This is a genomic window from Streptomyces sp. NPDC059649, assembly GCF_042734445.1.
GTDB lineage: Bacteria > Actinomycetota > Actinomycetes > Streptomycetales > Streptomycetaceae > Streptomyces.
In genome coordinates this window covers 25,416-44,444 of sequence record NZ_JBHWDV010000056.1, presented here as the reverse complement: position 1 = coordinate 44,444, position 19,029 = coordinate 25,416, and the positions used below count along the sequence as shown (strand labels likewise).

General features: G+C 72.7%; 17 protein-coding genes. 7 read left to right on the top strand and 10 right to left on the bottom strand.

Annotation, left to right across the window (positions count from 1 at the left end; genetic code table 11):
- The 4 genes from ACFV1J_RS34745 to ACFV1J_RS34730 form a co-directional block, all read right to left on the bottom strand.
- Window positions 1-359 (bottom strand): biotin/lipoyl-containing protein (locus ACFV1J_RS34745; protein WP_385864987.1); only part of this gene is annotated, 359 nt, incomplete at its 3' end.
- Between the two features lie 55 nt (window positions 360-414).
- Window positions 415-1,803 (bottom strand): dihydrolipoyl dehydrogenase, encoded by a 1,389-nt coding sequence (gene lpdA, locus ACFV1J_RS34740; protein WP_385864986.1) that lies wholly within the window; start codon window positions 1,801-1,803, stop codon window positions 415-417.
- 321 nt (window positions 1,804-2,124) lie between these two features.
- Window positions 2,125-3,669, bottom strand: coding sequence for a leucyl aminopeptidase (locus ACFV1J_RS34735; protein WP_385864984.1), 1,545 nt, complete (start codon window positions 3,667-3,669; stop codon window positions 2,125-2,127).
- A gap of 189 nt (window positions 3,670-3,858) precedes the next feature.
- Window positions 3,859-4,653: an adenosylcobinamide-GDP ribazoletransferase gene (locus tag ACFV1J_RS34730; RefSeq protein ID WP_385864983.1), complete on the bottom strand. Its 795-nt coding sequence runs from the start codon at window positions 4,651-4,653 to the stop codon at window positions 3,859-3,861.
- Between the two features lie 74 nt (window positions 4,654-4,727).
- Here ACFV1J_RS34730 and ACFV1J_RS34725 point away from each other — a divergent pair, with 74 nt between their 5' ends.
- Entirely contained in the window at window positions 4,728-5,465 is a 738-nt protein-coding gene (locus tag ACFV1J_RS34725) for a hypothetical protein (protein WP_385864981.1), read from the top strand.
- Here the strand turns inward: ACFV1J_RS34725 and ACFV1J_RS34720 are convergent.
- The 5 genes from ACFV1J_RS34720 to ACFV1J_RS34700 form a co-directional block, all read right to left on the bottom strand.
- Window positions 5,440-6,168: a hypothetical protein gene (locus ACFV1J_RS34720; protein WP_385864979.1), complete on the bottom strand. Its 729-nt coding sequence runs from the start codon at window positions 6,166-6,168 to the stop codon at window positions 5,440-5,442. The two genes, ACFV1J_RS34725 and ACFV1J_RS34720, sit on opposite strands and share 26 nt — an antisense overlap.
- Window positions 6,165-7,925, bottom strand: coding sequence for a phosphatidylglycerol lysyltransferase domain-containing protein (locus ACFV1J_RS34715; protein ID WP_385864977.1), 1,761 nt, complete (start codon window positions 7,923-7,925; stop codon window positions 6,165-6,167). The genes ACFV1J_RS34720 and ACFV1J_RS34715 overlap by 4 nt, the downstream gene beginning before the upstream one ends.
- A 107-nt stretch (window positions 7,926-8,032) precedes the next feature.
- A complete protein-coding gene (gene cobT / locus ACFV1J_RS34710; protein ID WP_385864974.1) occupies window positions 8,033-9,079 on the bottom strand; it encodes a nicotinate-nucleotide--dimethylbenzimidazole phosphoribosyltransferase in 1,047 nt (348 codons plus the stop codon).
- Window positions 9,080-9,089: 10 nt separating this feature from the next.
- Window positions 9,090-9,716: a class I SAM-dependent methyltransferase gene (locus ACFV1J_RS34705; RefSeq protein WP_385864972.1), complete on the bottom strand. Its 627-nt coding sequence runs from the start codon at window positions 9,714-9,716 to the stop codon at window positions 9,090-9,092.
- A 62-nt stretch (window positions 9,717-9,778) separates the two neighbouring features.
- A complete protein-coding gene (locus ACFV1J_RS34700) occupies window positions 9,779-11,056 on the bottom strand; it encodes a bifunctional adenosylcobinamide kinase/adenosylcobinamide-phosphate guanylyltransferase (protein WP_385864970.1) in 1,278 nt (425 codons plus the stop codon).
- A gap of 129 nt (window positions 11,057-11,185) precedes the next feature.
- On the opposite strand from ACFV1J_RS34700, the gene ACFV1J_RS34695 reads away from it, so the two are divergent.
- Window positions 11,186-11,398, top strand: coding sequence for a hypothetical protein (locus ACFV1J_RS34695; protein WP_385864969.1), 213 nt, complete (start codon window positions 11,186-11,188; stop codon window positions 11,396-11,398).
- Between the two features lie 93 nt (window positions 11,399-11,491).
- On the opposite strand, the gene ACFV1J_RS34690 is transcribed toward ACFV1J_RS34695, so the two are convergent.
- Window positions 11,492-12,088 (bottom strand): DUF3043 domain-containing protein, encoded by a 597-nt coding sequence (locus ACFV1J_RS34690; protein WP_385864967.1) that lies wholly within the window; start codon window positions 12,086-12,088, stop codon window positions 11,492-11,494.
- 284 nt (window positions 12,089-12,372) lie between these two features.
- Between ACFV1J_RS34690 and ACFV1J_RS34685 the strand changes: the two genes are divergently transcribed.
- The 5 genes from ACFV1J_RS34685 to ACFV1J_RS34665 all read left to right on the top strand — a co-directional run bounded on the left by ACFV1J_RS34685 (window position 12,373) and on the right by ACFV1J_RS34665 (window position 18,997).
- Complete coding sequence (locus ACFV1J_RS34685; protein ID WP_385864965.1) at window positions 12,373-13,170, top strand: PspA/IM30 family protein; 798 nt, start codon at window positions 12,373-12,375, stop codon at window positions 13,168-13,170.
- A gap of 64 nt (window positions 13,171-13,234) precedes the next feature.
- Window positions 13,235-13,513, top strand: a complete 279-nt coding sequence (locus ACFV1J_RS34680; RefSeq protein ID WP_385864964.1) for a hypothetical protein — start codon at window positions 13,235-13,237, stop codon at window positions 13,511-13,513.
- A 128-nt stretch (window positions 13,514-13,641) separates the two neighbouring features.
- Window positions 13,642-14,943 carry a sensor histidine kinase gene (locus ACFV1J_RS34675; protein ID WP_385864960.1) on the top strand — a complete coding sequence of 434 codons (1,302 nt, stop codon included), beginning with the start codon at window positions 13,642-13,644 and terminating at the stop codon, window positions 14,941-14,943.
- On the top strand, window positions 14,940-15,626 hold the full coding sequence (locus ACFV1J_RS34670; protein WP_385864957.1) for a response regulator: 687 nt from the start codon (window positions 14,940-14,942) through the stop codon (window positions 15,624-15,626). The genes ACFV1J_RS34675 and ACFV1J_RS34670 overlap by 4 nt, the downstream gene beginning before the upstream one ends.
- A 197-nt stretch (window positions 15,627-15,823) precedes the next feature.
- Window positions 15,824-18,997 carry an efflux RND transporter permease subunit gene (locus ACFV1J_RS34665; protein WP_385864955.1) on the top strand — a complete coding sequence of 1,058 codons (3,174 nt, stop codon included), beginning with the start codon at window positions 15,824-15,826 and terminating at the stop codon, window positions 18,995-18,997.
- Window positions 18,998-19,029: the final 32 nt, after the last annotated feature.

The window sequence follows — 19,029 nt, the reverse complement described above, 5'->3', positions numbered from 1 at the left end:
GCCGGGGCGGCAGCGGCCGGCGCCGGAGCGGCGGGGGCGGGCGCCGGAGCCGGAGCCGGGGTGGGCTCGGCGGCGGGAGCCGGGGCGGCCGGAGCCGGGGCCGGGGCGGCCGGGGCCGCGCCCTTGGCACCGATGACGGCGAGCTTGGCGCCGACCTCGGCGGTCTCGTCCTCGCCGACCACGATCTCCAGCAGGGTGCCGGAGGCCGGCGCCGGGATCTCGGTGTCGACCTTGTCGGTGGAGACCTCCAGCAGAGGCTCGTCGGCCTCTACGCGCTCACCCTCGGCCTTCAGCCAGCGAGTGACGGTGCCCTCGGTGACGCTCTCGCCGAGCGCCGGAAGGGTTACGGAAACCGCCATGGTTTCGGTTGCTCCTTACGAATTGCAGGATGTGGTCGTCGCGCCCGGACTCGGGTCAGTCGTGGGAGTGGAGGGGCTTGCCGGCCAGGGCCAGGTGGGCCTCGCCGAGCGCCTCGTTCTGCGTCGGGTGCGCGTGCACCAGCTGCGCAACCTCGGCCGGCAGGGCCTCCCAGTTGTAGACCAGCTGGGCCTCGCCGACCTGCTCGCCCATACGGTCACCGACCATGTGGACGCCGACCACGGCACCGTCCTTGACCTGGACGAGCTTGATCTCGCCCGCGGTCTTGAGGATCTTGCTCTTGCCGTTGCCCGCGAGGTTGTACTTGAGGGCGACGACCTTGTCGGCGCCGTACAGCTCCTTGGCCTTCTCCTCGGTGATGCCCACCGAAGCGACCTCGGGGTGGCAGTACGTCACCCGCGGCACGCCGTCGTAGTCGATCGGGACCACGTTCAGACCGGCCAGCCGCTCCGCCACCAGCATGCCCTCGGCGAAGCCGACGTGCGCGAGCTGGAGGGTGGGGACGAGGTCACCGACGGCCGAGATGGTCGGCACGTTGGTCTGCATGTACTCGTCGACCAGGACGTAGCCGCGGTCCGTCGCGACGCCCTGCTCCTCGTAGCCCAGGCCCGCCGAGACCGGCCCGCGGCCGATCGCGACCAGGAGCACCTCGGCCTCGAAGGTCTTGCCGTCGGCCAGGGTGACCTTGACGCCGTCGGCGGTGTACTCGGCCTTGTCGAAGAAGGTGCCGAGGTTGAACTTGATGCCCCGCTTGCGGAAGGCCCGCTCCAGCAGCTTGGAGCTGTTCTCGTCCTCGACCGGGACGAGGTGCTTGAGGCCCTCGACGATGGTGACGTCGGTGCCGAAGGACTTCCACGCCGAGGCGAACTCGACGCCGATCACGCCGCCGCCCAGGACGATCGCGGACTTCGGCACGCGGTCCAGCTTCAGCGCGTGGTCCGAGGAGATGATGCGGTTGCCGTCGATCTCCAGGCCCGGCAGGGACTTCGGCACGGAGCCGGTCGCCAGCAGGACGTGGCGGCCCTGGACGCGCTGGCCGTTCACGTCGACGGAGGTCGGGGAGGACAGACGGCCCTCACCCTCGATGTACGTCACCTTGCGGGAGGCGATCAGACCCTGCAGGCCCTTGTACAGGCCCGAGATGACGTCGTCCTTGTACTTGTGGACCGCCGCCATGTCAATGCCCTCGAAAGTGGCCTTGACACCGAACTGCTCACTCTCACGAGCCTGGTCGGCGATCTCACCGGCGTGCAGCAGAGCCTTCGTGGGGATGCAGCCGTTGTGCAGGCAGGTACCGCCGACCTTGCCCTTCTCGATCAGGGCGACGTCCAGGCCCAGCTGCGCCCCGCGCAGGGCAGCGGCGTAACCACCGCTACCGCCTCCGAGGATCACTAGGTCGAAAACGGTGCTGGCGTCGTTCGCCACGTCACGTCCTCCATGCATGGATGCGCCGGACCGGTCTGCGATGACCGGACCGCGGCTGTTGTTCGGCCGCTTTTATTCGGCCCTGGGTAAGGGGGGCCCTGTCCTGCCGAGAACCCATCTTCGCACTTGTTCAACGAAGCCGGGACGGCGGGCCGGGCTGTGGACGGCTGATCCGCCGCCTGAGGGGGGGTGCCGGCGGGTTACCTGTGCGTACGGCCGTGCGGATTTCGTTGAGGGCGAACATATCCCGTTGCGCACACCGACGGCCCCGGGCTGTGAGCTCGGGGCCGTACGGACAAACCGGACCAGACAGGGGCGGTGTCAGCCGAGGTCGCCCGCGGCGGTGCGCTCGGCCAGCCGCACCAGGGTGCGGACCGCGGAGCCGGTACCGCCCTTGGGGGTGTAGCCCCAGGGCGAGCCCTCGTGGAAGGCCGGGCCGGCGATGTCCAGGTGGGCCCACGGGATGCCCTCGCCGATGAACTCCTTCAGGAAGAGCCCGGCGACCAGGCCGCCGCCCATCCGCTCACCCATGTTGGCGATGTCGGCCACCGGAGAGTCCATGCCCTTGCGGAGGTGCTCGGGCATCGGCATCGGCCAGGACTGCTCGCCGACCTCCTCCGCGATCTCGTGGATCGAGGTGCGGAACGCCTCGTCGTTCGCCATGATCCCGAAGTGGCGGTGGCCGAGCGCCAGCACCATCGCACCGGTCAGGGTGGCGACGTCCACGATCGCGTCCGGCGACTCCTCCGAGGCCCGGGTCAGCGCGTCGGCCAGCACCAGCCGGCCCTCGGCGTCGGTGTTGAGCACCTCGACGGTCTTGCCGCTGTACATGGTCAGCACGTCACCCGGGCGGGTGGCGGAGCCGGACGGCATGTTCTCGGCGAGCGCCAGCCAGCCGGTGACGTTCACCTCAAGACCCAGCCGGGCCGCGGCCACGACGGCGGCGAACACCGCGGCGGCCCCGCTCATGTCGCACTTCATGGTCTCGTTGTGGCCGGCCGGCTTGAGCGAGATGCCGCCCGAGTCGTAGGTGATGCCCTTGCCGACCAGCGCCAGGGTCTTGTCCGCCTTGGGGTGGGTGTGCGCGATCCGCACCAGCCGCGGCGGGGCCTCCGAACCCTGGCCGACGCCCAGCAGACCGCCGTAGCCGCCCTTCTTGAGCGCCTTCTCGTCCAGCACCTCGACCTTGAGGCCGAACTCCTTGGCCGCGGCCTGCGCCTCGGCCGCGAAGGACTTCGGGTCGAGCGCGTTGGAGGGGGTGTTGATCAGGTCGCGGGCGCGGTTGATCTCCGCGGCCAGCGCCTGCGCGCGCTCGGTGGCGGCCTTGAACTCCTTGTCGCGCGGCTTGCCGCCGAGGAGCGCGACCTCGGCCAGCGGCGCCGACTTGTCGTCGTTCTTCTTGCCGCCGTTCTTGCCGTTGCCGGCGCCGTTGCTGCGGAACGCGGTGAAGGTGTACGCGCCGAGCAGCGCGCCCTCGCTCACCGCGCCGGCCGCCGCGGCGTCCTCGACCGGCAGCGCGAAGCCGGCCTTCTTGCTGCCGGCCAGTGCCCGGGCGGCGCTGCCCGCGGCGCGCCGCAGCGCCTCGTGGGCGTAACCGTCGCCCTTGGCGGGTGCGTCGCCCAGGCCGACCGCCAGCACGACCGGCGTCTTGAGACCGTCCGCCGCGGGCAGCTTGGTCACCTCGCCCTCGGCACCACTCGCGCCGAGGGTCTCCAGCACACCGGCGAGCTTGCCGCCGAACGCCTTGTCCACGGCCTCGGCGCCGGGGGCCACGACGACGCCCTTGGCGCCCTTGGCCACGCCGACGACGACGGCATCCGCACGCACCGTTGCGGCGGAAGAAGTACTGAGGGTCAGTGCAGTCACGGTGATGAGAGTCCTGTTCCGTCCGGGAATCCGTTGTCGCGCCTTGGCGCGCTGCTGCGGCCGAGCCTACGCTCGGCGACGCCGCGAGGCCCGGCCTGCCGCCGTACCGGTACGGACCGTTGCGCGGCGGGCCGTACCGATCGCGGCCAACTCATGGACGATACACGGGAGTTGGCGGGAACGGCCGGATCAGCCGAGAGTCAGCGCCACCAGCGTGGTCAGCCCCGCGCCCTCCGCGAGCGCACCGAACACATCCCCGGTCACCCCGCCGAACCGCCGCCGGCAGTGCCCCAGCAGCAGTTCGCCGACCGCCAGCCCGAGCACCGCGGCGAGCCCCGCGTGCACCGCGCCGTACGGGCCCCACACCGCGCCCGCGGTCGCGCAGCCGGCGACCACCAGGGCGGCGCACAGCAGCGCCGCCCGTACCGGGACCGCCCCCGCGACCGCCGCGCCCAGCCCGTCCGGACGGGCCGCCGGCACTCCCGTACGGGAGGCCAGGGTCAGCGCGCACCGGCCGGTGACCGCGGCCACCGCCGCGCCCAGCGCGCCGTACGCCCAGCCCGCCGCGTACAGCCCGGCCAGCGCCGCCACCTGGGCCAGCAGCGTGAACAGCAGCGTGAGGACGCCGAACGGGCCGATGTCGGACTGCTTCATGATGCGCAGCGCGTCCTCGGCGGGCTTGCCGCTGCCCAGTCCGTCGGCGGTGTCGGCGAGGCCGTCCAGATGCAGTCCGCGGGTGAGTACGGCGGGCACCGCGGCGGTGCCGACCGCGGCCAGCAGCGGGCCGCCGCCGAGCAGCAGCAGTGCCCCGCCGAGCGCCGCCGCGAAGCCCCCGACGACCAGACCGGCCAGCGGCGCGCAGAGCATCCCGCCCCGGGCCGCCGCCCGGTCCCAGCGGTGCACCCGCACCGGCAGCACGGTCAGCGTGCCGAACGCGAAGCGCAGGCCGTCACAGCGGGCCGGGGGAGCGGGGGTCTCGGTCATCGCGGCAGGCTATCCGGGCGTCCGCCGCGCCTGCCTCCCGCCCCCGGCCGCGATCAGCGGGCCTAATGGTGCCCATGGGTCACTGGTGGTACCGCAACATCGTCGAGCCGGGGAAGCTGCCACTGCTGCTCGCGCTGGCCTCGTTCGTGCTGACCTTCCTCGTCACCCGGGTCATCACCCGGCTGATCCGGGCGGGGAAGGGCCCGTTCCGCAACATCTCGCCCGGCGGGCTGCACGTCCACCACGTGGTGCCCGGCGTGGTGTTGACGGTCGTCGGCGGGTTCATCGCGATCGCCGGCGACCGGCGCGGCTTCGGCGCCGGGATCGCGGCGGTGCTCTTCGGGATGGGCGTGGGGCTGGTCCTGGACGAGTTCGCGCTGGTCCTGCACCTGGACGACGTGTACTGGACCGAGGAGGGCACCAAGAGCGTCGAGGTCGTCATCCTCACCGTCGCCCTGGTCGCCCTGATCCTCGGCGGCTTCCTGCCGTTCGGCGTCGACGAACTCACCCCGGACGAGACCGCCGACCGCCTCACCGTCGTCCGGACGGTCGCGGTGAACTTCCTCTTCGCGCTGCTGGCGTTGGTGAAGGGAAAGGCGCGGATGGCGGTCATCGGGGTGTTCGTGCCGTTCGTCGCGCTGTTCGGCGCGGTCCGGTTGGCCCGGCCCCACTCACCGTGGGCCAGGCGCCTCTACCGCAACCGCCCCCGGGCGCTGGCCCGGGCCCGGGTCCGCGCCTACCGCCACGACCGCCGCTGGGCGGCCCTCCGCCGCAAGGTGGAGTACCTCATCGGCGGCGCCCCCGACCGGTGACCCGCTGTGCGTCCCGCGGCTTCACGGGCCGCCAGGCCTCCCACAGCCCGCACACCACCAGCACCCCGAGGATCGCCGCGAGATGCTCCTTGCCGGCCAGGTTGTTCTTGATGAACAGCACCTCGAAGACCATCGAGAGCACCACCAGCGACCCGGTGAACCACGCCCGGTAGCGCCAGCACACGAACACCGCCAGCCCCACCACGGCCGCCGACGGGCCGGTGTCGATGACGTACTTGTCCGAGTCGGGCAGGCCCAGCGGGCTCTGCGGGCCGATCCAGATGCCGATCCGCGCGTACATCGTCCCGGCGAGCGTGGCCACGTACGCGACCAGCAGCGTCCGGCGCCAGCCCAGGCAGGTCTCGGCGATGCCGAAGACCACCAGGATCTGCGCCAGCGCGCCCCACACCGGAAGGTCCAGCGCGGGCACGAACAGCGACAGCGGGGTGCGCAGCAGCGCGAGCCACAGGTGCTCGTACGCCTGGACCGAGCCGATGTCCTGGATGGCGTGGTAGCCCCACGCCTGGTTCTGCACGAACTGGAAGACCAGCGTCAGACCGACCGCGGCGAGCGTCACCGGGATCGCCCGCAGCCTGGCCGTGACCAGCTCCGACCGCACCGTCCGCAGCAGCGGTCCCCACTCGGCCCGCGCCGCCCGGCGCAGAACGGCTATGTCCCGCCGTCCCGCACGGGCCACACTCATCTCACGTTCTCCAGGTGCTTGCGGTTCAGCCACTTCGGCAGACCAGGTGCTTCCAGGAAGCCTTCCGCCCGGCCGGCGGCCAGGCCGATCCGCAGCAGATCGGTGCTCTTCTCGAAGAGCATGTACCGCGGCTCCCAGATGGGTCGGTATTTCGCGTTGGCGCGATAGAGCGATTCGATCTGCCACCACCTGGAGAAGAAGCTCAGCAGCGAGCGCCACAGGCGCAGCACCGGGCCCGCGCCGAGCCGCGAACCGCGTTCGAAGACGGAACGGAACATCGCGAAGTTCAGCGAGAGCTGAGTGATCTCCACCTCTTTCGCGCGCTGGATCAGCTCCAGGACCATGAACTCCATCAGCCCGTTCTCCGACGCCCGGTCACGGCGCATCAGATCCAGCGACAGGCCCTTCGCGCCCCACGGCACGAAGCTCAGCAACGCCCGCAGTTGACCCTGCTCGTCGCTGCACTCCAGCATCACGCAGAGGCCGTCCGCCGGATCGCCGAGCCGGCCCAGCGCCATCGAGAAGCCCCGCTCGGTCTCCCCGTCCCGCCAGTCGTCGGCCAGCTCCAGCAGCCGGGCCAGCTCCGCTGCGGGGATGTCCTCGTGCCGCCGGATACGGACGGTGTAGCCGGCCCGCTGGATGCGGTTGTACGCCTGCCGCACGGTGCGCATCGCGCGGCCGTCGAGGGTGAACTCCGCGGTCTCCACGATCGCCTCGTCGCCCAGCTCCAGCGCGTCCAGGCCGTGCCGGGCGTAGATCGTGCCGCCCTCCTCGCTCGCGCCCATCACGGCCGGCGCCCAGCCGTGCGCCCGGGCCTCGGCCAGCCACCCCTCGATCGCCCCGGGCCATGCCTCCGGGTCGCCCAGCGGATCGCCGGAGGCCAGCGACACCCCGCCCACCACGCGGTAGGTGATCGCCGCCTTGCCGCTGGGCGAGAACAGCACGCTCTTGTCGCGGCGCAGCGCGAAGTAGCCCAGTGAGTCCCGGTCGCCGTGCCGGTCCAGCAGGGCGCGCAGCCGCTCCTCGTCGTCCTCGGTGAGCGGTTCGGTGCTGCGCACGGACCGGAACGCCGCCCAGAGCACGGCCACCAGCAGCAGCGTGCTCAGCACGTTGATGGTGACGTTGACCCAGTTCGGGGTGTCGATGCTGGGGAAGCGGTGGTCGTCGGCGGCCAGCGACACCAGGCGCATCACGCCGTAGCGCCAGCGCGTGACGAACGTCGAGGACGTGTCGTGGGCGGTGTTGGTGACGGTCACCAGCAGCGCCGCCAGCAGCGAGGTGACCAGCAGCCCGCCGGCCGCGACCGCCGCCGCCAGCTTCGGGTTCGCCCGGTCGCCCTTGGCGTAGAACTCCCGCCGGCCGACCACCAGCGCGACCGCGAACACCGCCGTCACCACCAGCGACACCCAGTTCTGCGGATGGCCGCGGACCTCCGGCGCCGCCGCCAGCGCGAAGCCGAACAGCCCCACCAGCAGCCCGGACAGCGCCAGGTTCAGGATCCAGGCGGCCCGCTTGCGGCGCCGCAGGGTCACCGACAGGAACAGCGAGAAGGCCCCCGAGGCGAACCCCGCGGTCAGCAGGTACGGGGTGAAGTACGCCTCGACGTTGTGCCGGCGGATGTCGTTGCCGAACGACACCCACACCGCGCTCAGCAGATTGAGGAACGTGACCGTGCGCAGGTACCAGATGCCGAACGCGGCACCGCGCTGTGACCAGGTGCCGCCGCGCTGCTCGCGGCGGCCTTCGTCCGGACTCAAGCGATGTCTCCCATAAAAAACGTGTAAAGCCGAGATCTTATGGGGCGCCGCCGGGTGGTCCGGTACGGGCGGGAAGGAGCGCCGCCCCGGCCGGGGCGGCGCGCGCCTCAGTCGCGTACGGGAAGTTCTGCCGCCAGGGCCGCGGCCGCCTGCACCAGTGGCAGGGCCAGCAGCGCCCCCGTCCCCTCGCCAGCAGTGACGCCGTGGTCGAGCAGAGGGTTGAGCGCGATCCGGTCCAGTGCCTTGGCCTGCGCCGGCTCACCGCTGGCCTGACCCGCCAGCCACCAGTCCGGGGCCCGGAACGCCACCCGCTGCGCCACCAGCGCACAGGCCGCCGAGACCACGCCGTCCAGGATCACCGGCGTCCGGCGCACCGCGCTCTGCAGCAGGAACCCGGTGATCGCGGTCAGGTCCGCACCGCCGACCGTGGCCAGCAGCTCCAACTGGTCGCCGAGCACCGGCCGGGCCCGCCGCAGCGCGTCCCGGATCGCCGCGCACTTGCGCATCCACGCCAGGTCGTCGATCCGCGCCGCGCCGCGCCCGGTGACCACCGAGGCGTCCGTGCCGCACAGCGCGGCGACCAGGGTGCTCGCCGCGGTCGTGCCGCCGACGCTCAGATCGCCCAGCACCACCAGGTCCGTACCGGCGTCCGCCTCCTCGTCCGCGACCGCCATCCCGGCCCGGAACGCCGCCTCGGCCTCCTCGGCGGTCAGCGCGTCCTCGACGTCGATCCGGCCGCTGCCGCGCCGCACCCGGTGCCGGGTGACCTCCTCGGGCAGCTCCCCGGGCTCGCAGTCCACCGCCAGGTCCACCACGCGCAGCTGCGCCCCGGCCCGCCGGGCCAGCACCGCGGCCGGGCTCGCGCCGTCCAGCACCGCCCGGACCAGGTCCTTCGTCCCGCCGGCCGGCCGGGCCGAGACGCCCAGCTCCGCCACGCCGTGATCGCCGGCGAACAGCACCAGCCGGGCCTGCCGGATCGGCCGCACCGGCACCTGCGCCTGTGCCCCGGCCAGCCACTCGCCCAGCTCGTCGAGGCGGCCGAGCGCGCCCGGCGGTACGGCCAGCCGCGCCCGCCGCTCCTCGGCGTCACGGCGCACCCCGCCATCGGGGCGCTCGATCAGATGGGCGAAGTCATCGAGGTTCAGGGCGCTCATTGGGCGCAGATTACCGGCAATGCGTTCGGCGTGCGGTGGGGTTGCGGCCGCCGTCGCCGGCCCCGCTCCCGCCCCGCCGCGACCGCTCGTCGCCGCGCAGCGGAGCGGGCCCGGCCGCGAAGCGGACCTCGTACACCCGCGGCCGCAACGCCCGCGGGACCGGCGGCCGGTGCCGTACCGCCGACGGCCGGCGCAGGTGCCCCGGTACGAGGTCCGGACGGCCCGCGACCAGGGCGGCCGCCCGCCGCGGCAGCGCGTCGAAGACCAGCGCGCCGCCGGGGAACCGCGCCGCGCACACCGCCAGCAGCGCCCGCCCGGCCGGCAGCGGCAGCCGCCGGAGCACCCCCGCCGCGATGACCACGACCCCGCGGGACGCCCCCGGCACCGCGGTCGGCCACTCCCGGCCGGCCGGTTCCCGGGCGAGGGTGTGCCGCCGGGCGGTGTCCGGCAGCAGCATCCGGCGCACCGCGGCGGCCTCCTGCGGCAGCACCGACAGCCAGTGCAGCCGCCCGTTGTCCAGCCGCCAGAAGCCGGTGCCGAGCCCCTCGTCCAGCGCGACCACGGTCGCCTCCGGGTGCTCCGCCAGATAGGCACGCACGGCCGCGTCGACACACTCGGTCAGCCCGTATCCGGTCACGGATCAAGAGCACCCGGCGCCGCGCCCCCGGGCAAGCGGACACGGGCGCGGCCGGGCCCGCGTCATCCGCGCAGCGCAAGCGCCTGCCCGGCGACGACCAGCAGCACCTGCTCGCACTCCGCGCCGAACGCCGCGTTCAGCCGCCCCAGTTCGTCCCGGAACCGGCGGCCCGCCGGCGTCCCCGGCACCACCCCGGAGCCGACCTCGTTGCTGACCGCGACCACCGGCCGGTGCGTCGCGCGCACCGCCGCCACCAGCGCATCGGTCCGCTCCCGCAGCGCCTTGCGGCCGCCGCCCTCCCAGGTCGCGTCGTCCCACGCCCCGACCTCGTCCATCATGTGCGTCAGCCACAGCGCCAGACAGTCGATGAGCAGCGGCGACCCGCCGCCCGGCCGGTCCGTCCCGGCAGCCCCACCGGCCCCGGCATCCGCCAGCAACGGCACCAGATCGCAGGTCTCGACCGTCCGCCAGCTGCTCGGCCGCCGCTCCCGGTGCAGCGAGATCCGCGCCGCCCAGTCCGCGTCGCCGTCCCGGCTGCCGCCGGTGGCCACGTACAGCACGTCCGGGAACGCCGCCAGCCGCCGCTCCGCCTCCACCGACTTCCCGCTGCGCGCCCCGCCCAGCACCAGCGTCCGGCGCGGCAGGTCCGGCACCGCGTGGTACTCGCCGACCACCAGCGAACTGCCGTCCGGCACCGCCCGCGCGCCCACCGCCGCCAGCCTGCGGTGGAGTTCGGGCCCCGGCGGCACGTCGTGGTCGAGGTGCACCGCCACCACGTCCGTCGCCGCGTCCACCGCCCCGCTCGCCCGCAGCCGCGCCAGCGCGTCCGGCCGCCCCAGGACGTCGAGCAGCACCAGGTCGTACGGGCCGTTCCCGCCGGCGCCGTCGTAGCCGCCGCCGAAGATCCCGTTGGCGTCCGACAGTCCGGCCGGCGCCGCACCCGGCGGCAGATACAGCAGCCGCTCGCCGTCCGGCCCGGAGATCTCGTACGCGGTGCCCGGGATGTCCACCGCCAGGGCCCGGATCCGGTGCCCGTCGAGCAGTGCCAGCTCCCGGCCGTCCGCGACCCGGCCCGGGGTCGGCAGCCCGGCCGGCACCTCCATCGCCGGCCCCTCGTGCGGATGCGACAGCAGCACCTGCCGTACGCCGGCCAGCGACCGCCCGGCGCGGGCGGCCGCGAAGGCCGGACCCGGCGTCAGATCGATCAGCAGCGCGCCGTCGACCAGCAGCGCGGTCGCCGCCCGCGCCTCGTCGCCGACGGCGGTCGCACAGGCGGCACAGGGGCAGCCGGGGCGCGGCAGCCCCAGCGGGGCCCCGGTGCCGAGGAGAGTCACATCCACACCGCGAGTTTCTCGCGTCCGCTCCCGGTGAGCGCGGCGGGGGCGGACTCGACACGGCCGTTAGGCTCTCGATCAGCACGACAGACGCGACAAGCACGACTCACGTACCGGTGGATCCAGGAGGCGGACATGGCGTGGACGTGGCGGTTCGAGAAGGCGGACGGTACGGAGGCGGTACCCGCCGTGGAGCCGGAGGAGTTCACGACGCAGGGCGACGCGGAATCCTGGATCGGCGAGGAGTGGAAGGCCCTCCTCGAAGGCGGCGTCGACCAGGTCCACCTCTGCGAGGACGGCCAGGAGATCTACGGCCCGATGAGCCTGCACGCCGCCGAGGAAGACTGAGCAGCCGCCCGGACAGCACGACCCGACAGCACGACCCGGCAAGACGAAGGGCCGGATCCGCCCGGCGGATCCGGCCCTTTCGGCATCTCGGAACTACGGCCGCTGGCCCCGCTTGACCTGCGGCTTCGGCAGCCGCAGCCGCCGCATTTGGAGCGTGCGCATGACCGCGTAGGCCTTCACGCCCTTGAGGTTCTCGTTCGGGAACTTCTCCTGCAGCCGCTTGCTCAGGCGGAACCAGATCAGGGCCGAGTCCAGCACGATCAGCACGATGATCACGAGCCACAGCAGCAGCGCGATGCTCTGGATCGACGGCACCCGGATCATGGTCAGCACCAGGATCACCACGGCCATCGGCAGGAAGAACTCCGCGACGCACCAGCGCGAGTCGACGTAGTCCCGGGCGAACCGGCGCACCGGTCCCTTGTCCCGCGCCGGCAGGTACCGCTCGTCGCCGTTGGCCAGCGCCTCGCGCTGCCGGGCGAGATCGGCGCGGCGGGCCTCACGCTGGGCCTTCGTCGCGTCCTTGCGGTTGGTGGGGGTGTGCGCACGGGCCCGGCGCTGCGACTGGGAGTCGCTGCGCTTGGGCGTTGGACGGCCCTTGGGGGCCTGCGGGTCGCGGGGCTGCTGGGGCTGGTCCGCGGTCACCTTGGCGGTCGCGGCCTGCTCATCCTTCGAACGGCTTCGGAACACAACACCCAAGAGTACGTGGTCGCGGCCCGGGGGCCAGGGGCCGACGGGCACGATCCGGCAACGGCACCGCCCGGAAGGCGGCGGTCGCGCCCCGTCCGGCGACGCCCCGCAACCCCTTCCCTACTCCTTGCGCGGGAGGAAAGGCCGTCCCGATCGTCCTGGAGGAGGAGCGCATCCGGGCGCGAACAGTGCGGTAATGGAACCAGGGCCCGTACTGTGGGGTCTGTAGATGTGCTGGAGCCTAAGCCCGATGCAAGTCGGTCAGAAGGGGGCGCGCGAGGCCCATGAGCGATGGTGTCATGAAGCGGATGGGGATGATCTTCCGCGCGAAGGCCAACAAGGCCCTGGACCGGGCCGAAGACCCGCGCGAGACCCTCGACTACTCGTACCAGAAGCAGCTGGAGCTGCTGCAGAAGGTACGCCGCGGGGTCGCCGACGTGGCGACCTCCCGCAAGCGCCTGGAGCTGCAGCTCAACCAGCTCCAGGGCCAGTCCGCCAAGCTGGAGGACCAGGGCCGCAAGGCGCTGGCGCTCGGCCGCGAGGACCTGGCGCGCGAGGCGCTGACCCGGCGCAGCGCGCTGCAGCAGCAGGTCACGGACCTGGAGACGCAGCACCAGACGCTGCAGGGTGAGGAGGAGAAGCTCACCCTCGCCGCGCAGCGGCTGCAGGCCAAGGTCGACGCCTTCCGGACGAAGAAGGAGACGATCAAGGCGACGTACACGGCGGCCCAGGCGCAGACCCGGATCGGCGAGGCGTTCTCCGGCATCTCCGAGGAGATGGGCGACGTCGGTCTGGCCATCCAGCGTGCGGAGGACAAGACCGCGCAGCTGCAGGCCCGGGCCGGCGCGATCGACGAGCTGATGGCGTCCGGCGCGCTGGACGACCCGTCCGGCATGGCCAAGGACGACATCACCGCCGAGCTGGACCGGCTCTCCGGCGGCAGCGACGTCGAGCTGGAGCTGCAGCGGATGAAGGCCGAGCTCGCGGGCCCGTCGGCCGGCCAGCAGGCCATCGAGAGCGGTCAGGGCGGCCAGGGCCGGCCGACTCCGCAGCAGGACCAGCCGCGTTTCGACAAGCAGTGACGACCGGCGGCGGTTAGCCTCGCAGGGATCGCGAGACCGTCGGAGCGGACCAAGGGAGACCGTCGTGATCGTACGGATCATGGGGGAGGGCCAGGTGAAGCTGGACGATGCCCACTTCATCGAGCTCAACAAGCTGGACGACGAACTGCTCGACGAGATGGAGAGCGGCGACGAGGCCGGCTTCCGGCGCACGCTCGGCGCTCTCCTGGAAGCGGTGCGCCGTATGGGCACCCCGCTTCCCGACGACGCCCTCGAACCGTCGGAACTGATCCTGCCGTCCCCCGACGCCACGCTCGACGAGGTCCGGGAGATGCTCAGCGACGACGGCCTGATCCCGGGCTGAGTCCGCCTCCGGACGGCCACCCGGCCGTCCGCGCCCGCGGCCGGCCGCCACCGGCCGCCCCTTTTCCAGTGCACCGGCACCCGGCGCCCCGGTTCCTCCGTGGAACCGGGGCGCTACCGTTTGCTGTTGTGAGTTCCCTCGACCCCCGCCCGGACGCGGCCCGCGGCGGCCGCTTCGCCTGGTACCGGACGCATCCGCTGGCGTTCGACGCGGCCCTGGCGGTGGCCGTCTTCGTCTGCATCCTGTTCGGCGCGGTGGCCGACCCGCACCGCGTCCACGGTCCGCGCATCGTCCCGCACGAGCTGACCGCCACCACCGTGGTGCTGGCCGCGCTGGCCTGCGCCCCGCTGGTGCTGCGCCGACGGCAGCCGCGTACGGTCCTGGCGGTCACCGGCACCCTCACCCTCGTCGAACTGATCGCCGGCGCGAGCACTCCGCGGGCCCCGGTGGCGGTCGCCGCGGTGATCGCCCTCTACACCGTCGCCTCCCGCACCGACCGCCCCACGACCTGGCGGATCGGCGCCCTCACCGTCGTCGTCCTGACCGCCTCCGCGATGCTCTACGGCCCCCGCCCCTGGTACGCCCAGGAGAACCTCGGGATCTTCGCCTGGACCGGTATGGCCGCCGCCGCGGGCGACGCGGTCCGCAGCCGCCGCGCCTTCGTCGACGCCATCCGGGAACGGGCCGAACGGGCCGAACGCACCCGCGAGGAGGAGGCCCGCCGCCGGGTCGCCGAGGAACGGCTGCGCATCGCCCGGGAGCTGCACGACGTCGTCGCCCACCACATCGCCCTGGTCAACGTCCAGGCCGGGGTCGCCTCGCACGTCATGGACAACCGCCCCGACCAGGCCAAGCAGGCCCTCGCGCACGTCCGGGAGGCGTCCCGTTCGGCGCTGGAGGAACTCCGCGCCACGGTCGGCCTGTTGCGGCAGTCCGACGACCCGAAGGCACCGACCGAGCCCGCGCCCGGCCTCGGCGTCCTCGACCAGCTCGTCGACGGGTTCGTGCGCGCCGGGCTCCCGGTGGAGCTGGAGGTGCCCGAGGCGCCCGGCCCGCTGCCCGCCTCCGTCGACCTCACCGCCTACCGCGTGGTCCAGGAGGCGCTGACCAACGTCCACAAGCACGCCGGCGAGGGCGCCCGCGCCACCATCCGGATCGCGCACCACGCCTCCGCGCTGACCGTCACCGTCCTCGACGACGGCGCGGGCACGCCCGGAGCGCCGCGCCAGCGGTCCGCCGACCGGCCCGGTCCGCGGCCCGGCGGCACCGACGGGCCCGAGGAGAACGGCGGCGGCCACGGCCTGATCGGGATGCGCGAGCGGGTCTACGCGCTGGGCGGCACGATCGTCACCGGCCCGCGCGCGGCCGGCGGCTTCCAGGTGCGGGTCACCCTTCCACTGCAGACCGTCCGTACGGGGGAGACGACATGACGATCAAGGTGCTGCTCGCCGACGACCAGGCGCTGCTGCGCAGCGCGTTCAAGGTGCTGGTGGATTCCGAGCCGGACATGCGGGTGGTGGGGGAGGCCTCCGACGGCGCGCAGGCGTACGAACTGACCAAGGCCGAGCGGCCGGACGTCGTGCTGATGGACATCCGGATGCCCGGCGTGGACGGGCTGGCCGCCACCCGCATGATCAGCGAGGACCCGGACCTCACCGACGTCCGGGTGGTCATCCTGACGACGTTCGAGGTCGACGACTACGTCGTGCAGTCGCTGCGCAACGGCGCCAGCGGCTTCCTCGGCAAGGGCGCCGAACCGGACGAGATGCTCAGCGCGATCCGGATCGCGGCGGGCGGAGAGGCGCTGCTGTCGCCCGCCGCGACCAAGGGCCTGATCGCCAAGTTCCTTGCCCAGGGCAGCGGTCCGGGCGACGGCGGGCCCGGCGGCCCGGACGCGGAGCGGCTGGCGACGCTGACCGGCCGGGAGCGCGAGGTGCTCGTCCTGGTGGCCGGCGGACTGTCCAACGACGAGATCGGCGAACAGCTCGCGGTCAGCCCGCTCACGGTCAAGACGCACGTCAACCGGGCGATGGCCAAACTCGGCGCGCGCGACCGCGCCCAGCTGGTCGTCATCGCCTATGAATCGGGCCTCGTACGCCCACGGGTGCAGTAGGGGTGGAGCGGCCCGTACTCCGAACGCGGTACGGGCCCGGGACGGAAACCGACCTGGGAGCGAGGAAAACCGGCCTGGTCATGGCCGAAGGTGTAAGTGGGCCCGCAACGGGCCCCTGCCGTCGGGTCTGACGAAGGGCGCCTGCCCCCCGGCCCGGCCGACCGTCCCGCCTTCAGAACAGAAGAGAGACCCCACCCATGTCCTGGCTGTCCCGGCTCAGCCTCGTACAACGGGGCCTGATAGCGCTGATGTCGATCGTCGCGATCGCCTTCGGCGCCATCGCGATACCCCAGCTCAAGCAGCAGCTCCTGCCCTCCATCGAACTGCCGATGGTCTCCGTGCTCGCGCCGTACCAGGGCGCCTCGCCCGATGTCGTCGAGAAGCAGGTGATCGAGCCGCTGGAGGACGGTGTCCAGGCGGTCGACGGCATCAAGAGCGTCACCTCGACGTCCAGCGAGGGCTCGGGCGTCATCATGGCGCAGTTCGACTACGGCAATGACTCAAAGCGCCTGGTCGCCGACGTCCAGCAGGCCGTCAACCGGGCCCGGGCCAAGCTCCCCAAGGACGTCGACCCGCAGGTGGTGGCCGGCTCGACGGACGACATCCCCACCGTCGTCCTCGCCGTCGCCTCCGCGACGAAGGACCGGCAGACCCTCGCCGACCAGCTCGACCGCAGCGTCGTCCCGGGCCTGAAGAACATCGAGGGAGTCAGCCAGGTCACCGTCAGCGGCGTCCAGGACCGGGTCGTCGCGGTCACCCCCGACGACAAGAAGCTCGCCGCCGCCGGGCTGACCACGCAGGCGCTCGGCCAGGCGCTGGAGGCCGGCGGCACGTCCGTGCCGGCCGGTTCGTTCGCCGAGCACGGGCAGAGCAGGACCGTCCAGGTCGGCGCCGGCTTCACCTCCGTCGCGCAGATCAAGGACCTGACCGTCCCGCCGGCCGCGGGGGCCGGTGGGGCCGCGGGTGGCCCGTCCGCGGGCAAGGCGGTCCGCCTCGGCGACGTCGCCACCGTCAAGGAGGAGCCGGCCGCGCCGACCTCCCTCACCCGCACCAACGGCAAGCCCAGCCTCGCCGTCATGGTGACGATGGACCAGGACGGCAGCGCGGTCGCGATCTCCGACGCGGTCAAGGACAAGCTCCCGAAGATCCATCAGGACCTCGGCGAGGGCACCAGCGTCACGGTCGTCTCCGACCAGGGCCCGGCGGTCTCCAAGTCCATCGAGTCGCTGACCACCGAGGGCATGCTCGGCCTCGCCATGGCCGTCATCGTCATCCTGGTCTTCCTGCTCAGCCTGCGCTCGACGCTGGTCACCGCGGTCTCCATCCCGCTCTCGGTCGTCATCACCCTGATCGTGCTGTGGACCGGTGACCTGTCCCTGAACATGCTCACCCTCGGCGCGCTCACCATCGCGATCGGCCGGGTCGTCGACGACTCCATCGTCGTCCTGGAGAACATCAAGCGGCACTTGGGCTACGGCGAGGAGCGCCGCGAGGCCATCCTCTCCGCCGTCAAGGAGGTCTCCGGCGCGATCACCTCCTCGACCCTCACCACCGTCGCGGTGTTCCTCCCGATCGGCGTGGTCGGCGGCATGGTCGGCGCGCTCTTCGGCTCGTTCTCGCTGACCGTCACCGTCGCCCTGCTCTCCTCGCTGATCGTCTCCCTCACGGTCGTGCCGGTCCTGTCGTACTGGTTCCTGCGCGCCCCGGTCGTCCCCGAGGGCACCACCGTGGACGAACTGCGCCGCCAGGCCGAGGAGAAGGAGACCCGCAGCGCCCTGCAGCGCCTCTACGTCCCGGTCCTGCGCTTCGCCACCCGCCGCCGGGTCACCAGCCTGGTCATCGCGGTCGTCGTCCTGATCGGCACGTTCGCCATGGGCCCCCTGCTGAAGACCAACTTCTTCGACCAGGGCGACCAGGACACCCTGACCGTCAAGCAGGAACTCAAGCCCGGCACCAGCCTGGCCGCGTCCGACGCCCAGGCGAAGAAGGTCGAGAAGCTGCTCGCGGCCGACGACGACATCGCCGACTACCAGGTCACCGTCGGCTCCTCCGGTTTCATGGCGGCCTTCGGCGGCGGCACCGGCGCCAACCAGGCCTCCTACCAGGTCAAGCTGAAGGACTCGGAGGACTCCGGCAAGGTCACCGACCATCTGCGCGCGGAGCTCGACAAGCTCGGCCCGGCCATCGGCGACACCACGATCACCGCGGGCGGCGGCTTCGGCAACCAGGACCTCAGCGTGGTCGTCAAGGCCGGCGACGCCGACGTGCTGAAGCGGGCCAGCGAGCAGGTCCGCAAGGCCGTCGCCGGACTCGACCACGTCACCGACGTCCAGAGCGACCTCGCGCAGAGCGTCCCGCGGATCTCCGTCACGCCCAACGCCAAGGCCGCCGCGGCCGGTTACAACCAGACCACGCTCGGCGGCGCCGTCGCCCAGGCGGTCCGCGGCACCACCACCGGCCAGGCCGTCCTGGACAACACCGAGCGGGACATCGTCATCAAGGCGGCCCACCCGGCCACCACCGAGGCCCAGTTGAAGAAGCTGGCCATCCCGACCCCGGCCGGCCCGGTGCAGCTCGGCACCCTCGCCACCGTCAAGACCGTCGCCGGACCGGTCCAGATGACCCGGATCGACGGGGCCCGCTCGGCGACCATCACCGCCAAGCCGACCGGCGACAACACCGGCGCGGTCAGCGCCGCGCTGCAGACCAAGATCAACGGCCTGAAGCTGCCGGACGGCGCCACCGCCACCATCGGCGGTGTCTCCCAGGACCAGTCCGACGCGTTCTCCTCGCTCGGCCTGGCCATGCTGGCCGCCATCGCGATCGTCTTCATGCTGCTGGTCGGCACCTTCCGGTCGCTGATCCAGCCGCTGATCCTGCTGGTCTCCATCCCGTTCGCGGCCACCGGCGCGGTCGGCCTGCTCCTCGCCACCGGCACCCCGCTGGGCGTCCCGGCGATGATCGGCATGCTGATGCTGATCGGCATCGTGGTCACCAACGCCATCGTGCTGATCGACCTGATCAACCAGTACCGCGCCCAGGGCTACGGCGTCGTCGAGGCGGTCGTCGAGGGCGGCCGCCACCGGCTCCGCCCGATCCTGATGACCGCCCTGGCCACGATCATGGCGCTGCTGCCGATGGCCGCGTCCATCACCGGCGACGGCGGCTTCATCTCCCAGCCGCTGGCCGTGGTCGTGATCGGCGGTCTGATCAGCTCCACCCTGCTCACCCTCCTCCTCGTCCCGACGCTCTACGCGATGATCGAACTCCGCAAGGAACGCCGCGCGAAGAAGAAGGCCGCCAAGCGCGCCAAGAAGTCCGGCACGCCCACCGAGCAGAACGAACCCACCCCGCAGCCCGCGGGCGTCTGACGCCCCCGGTCCTTCCGAACGAGCCCCCGCAG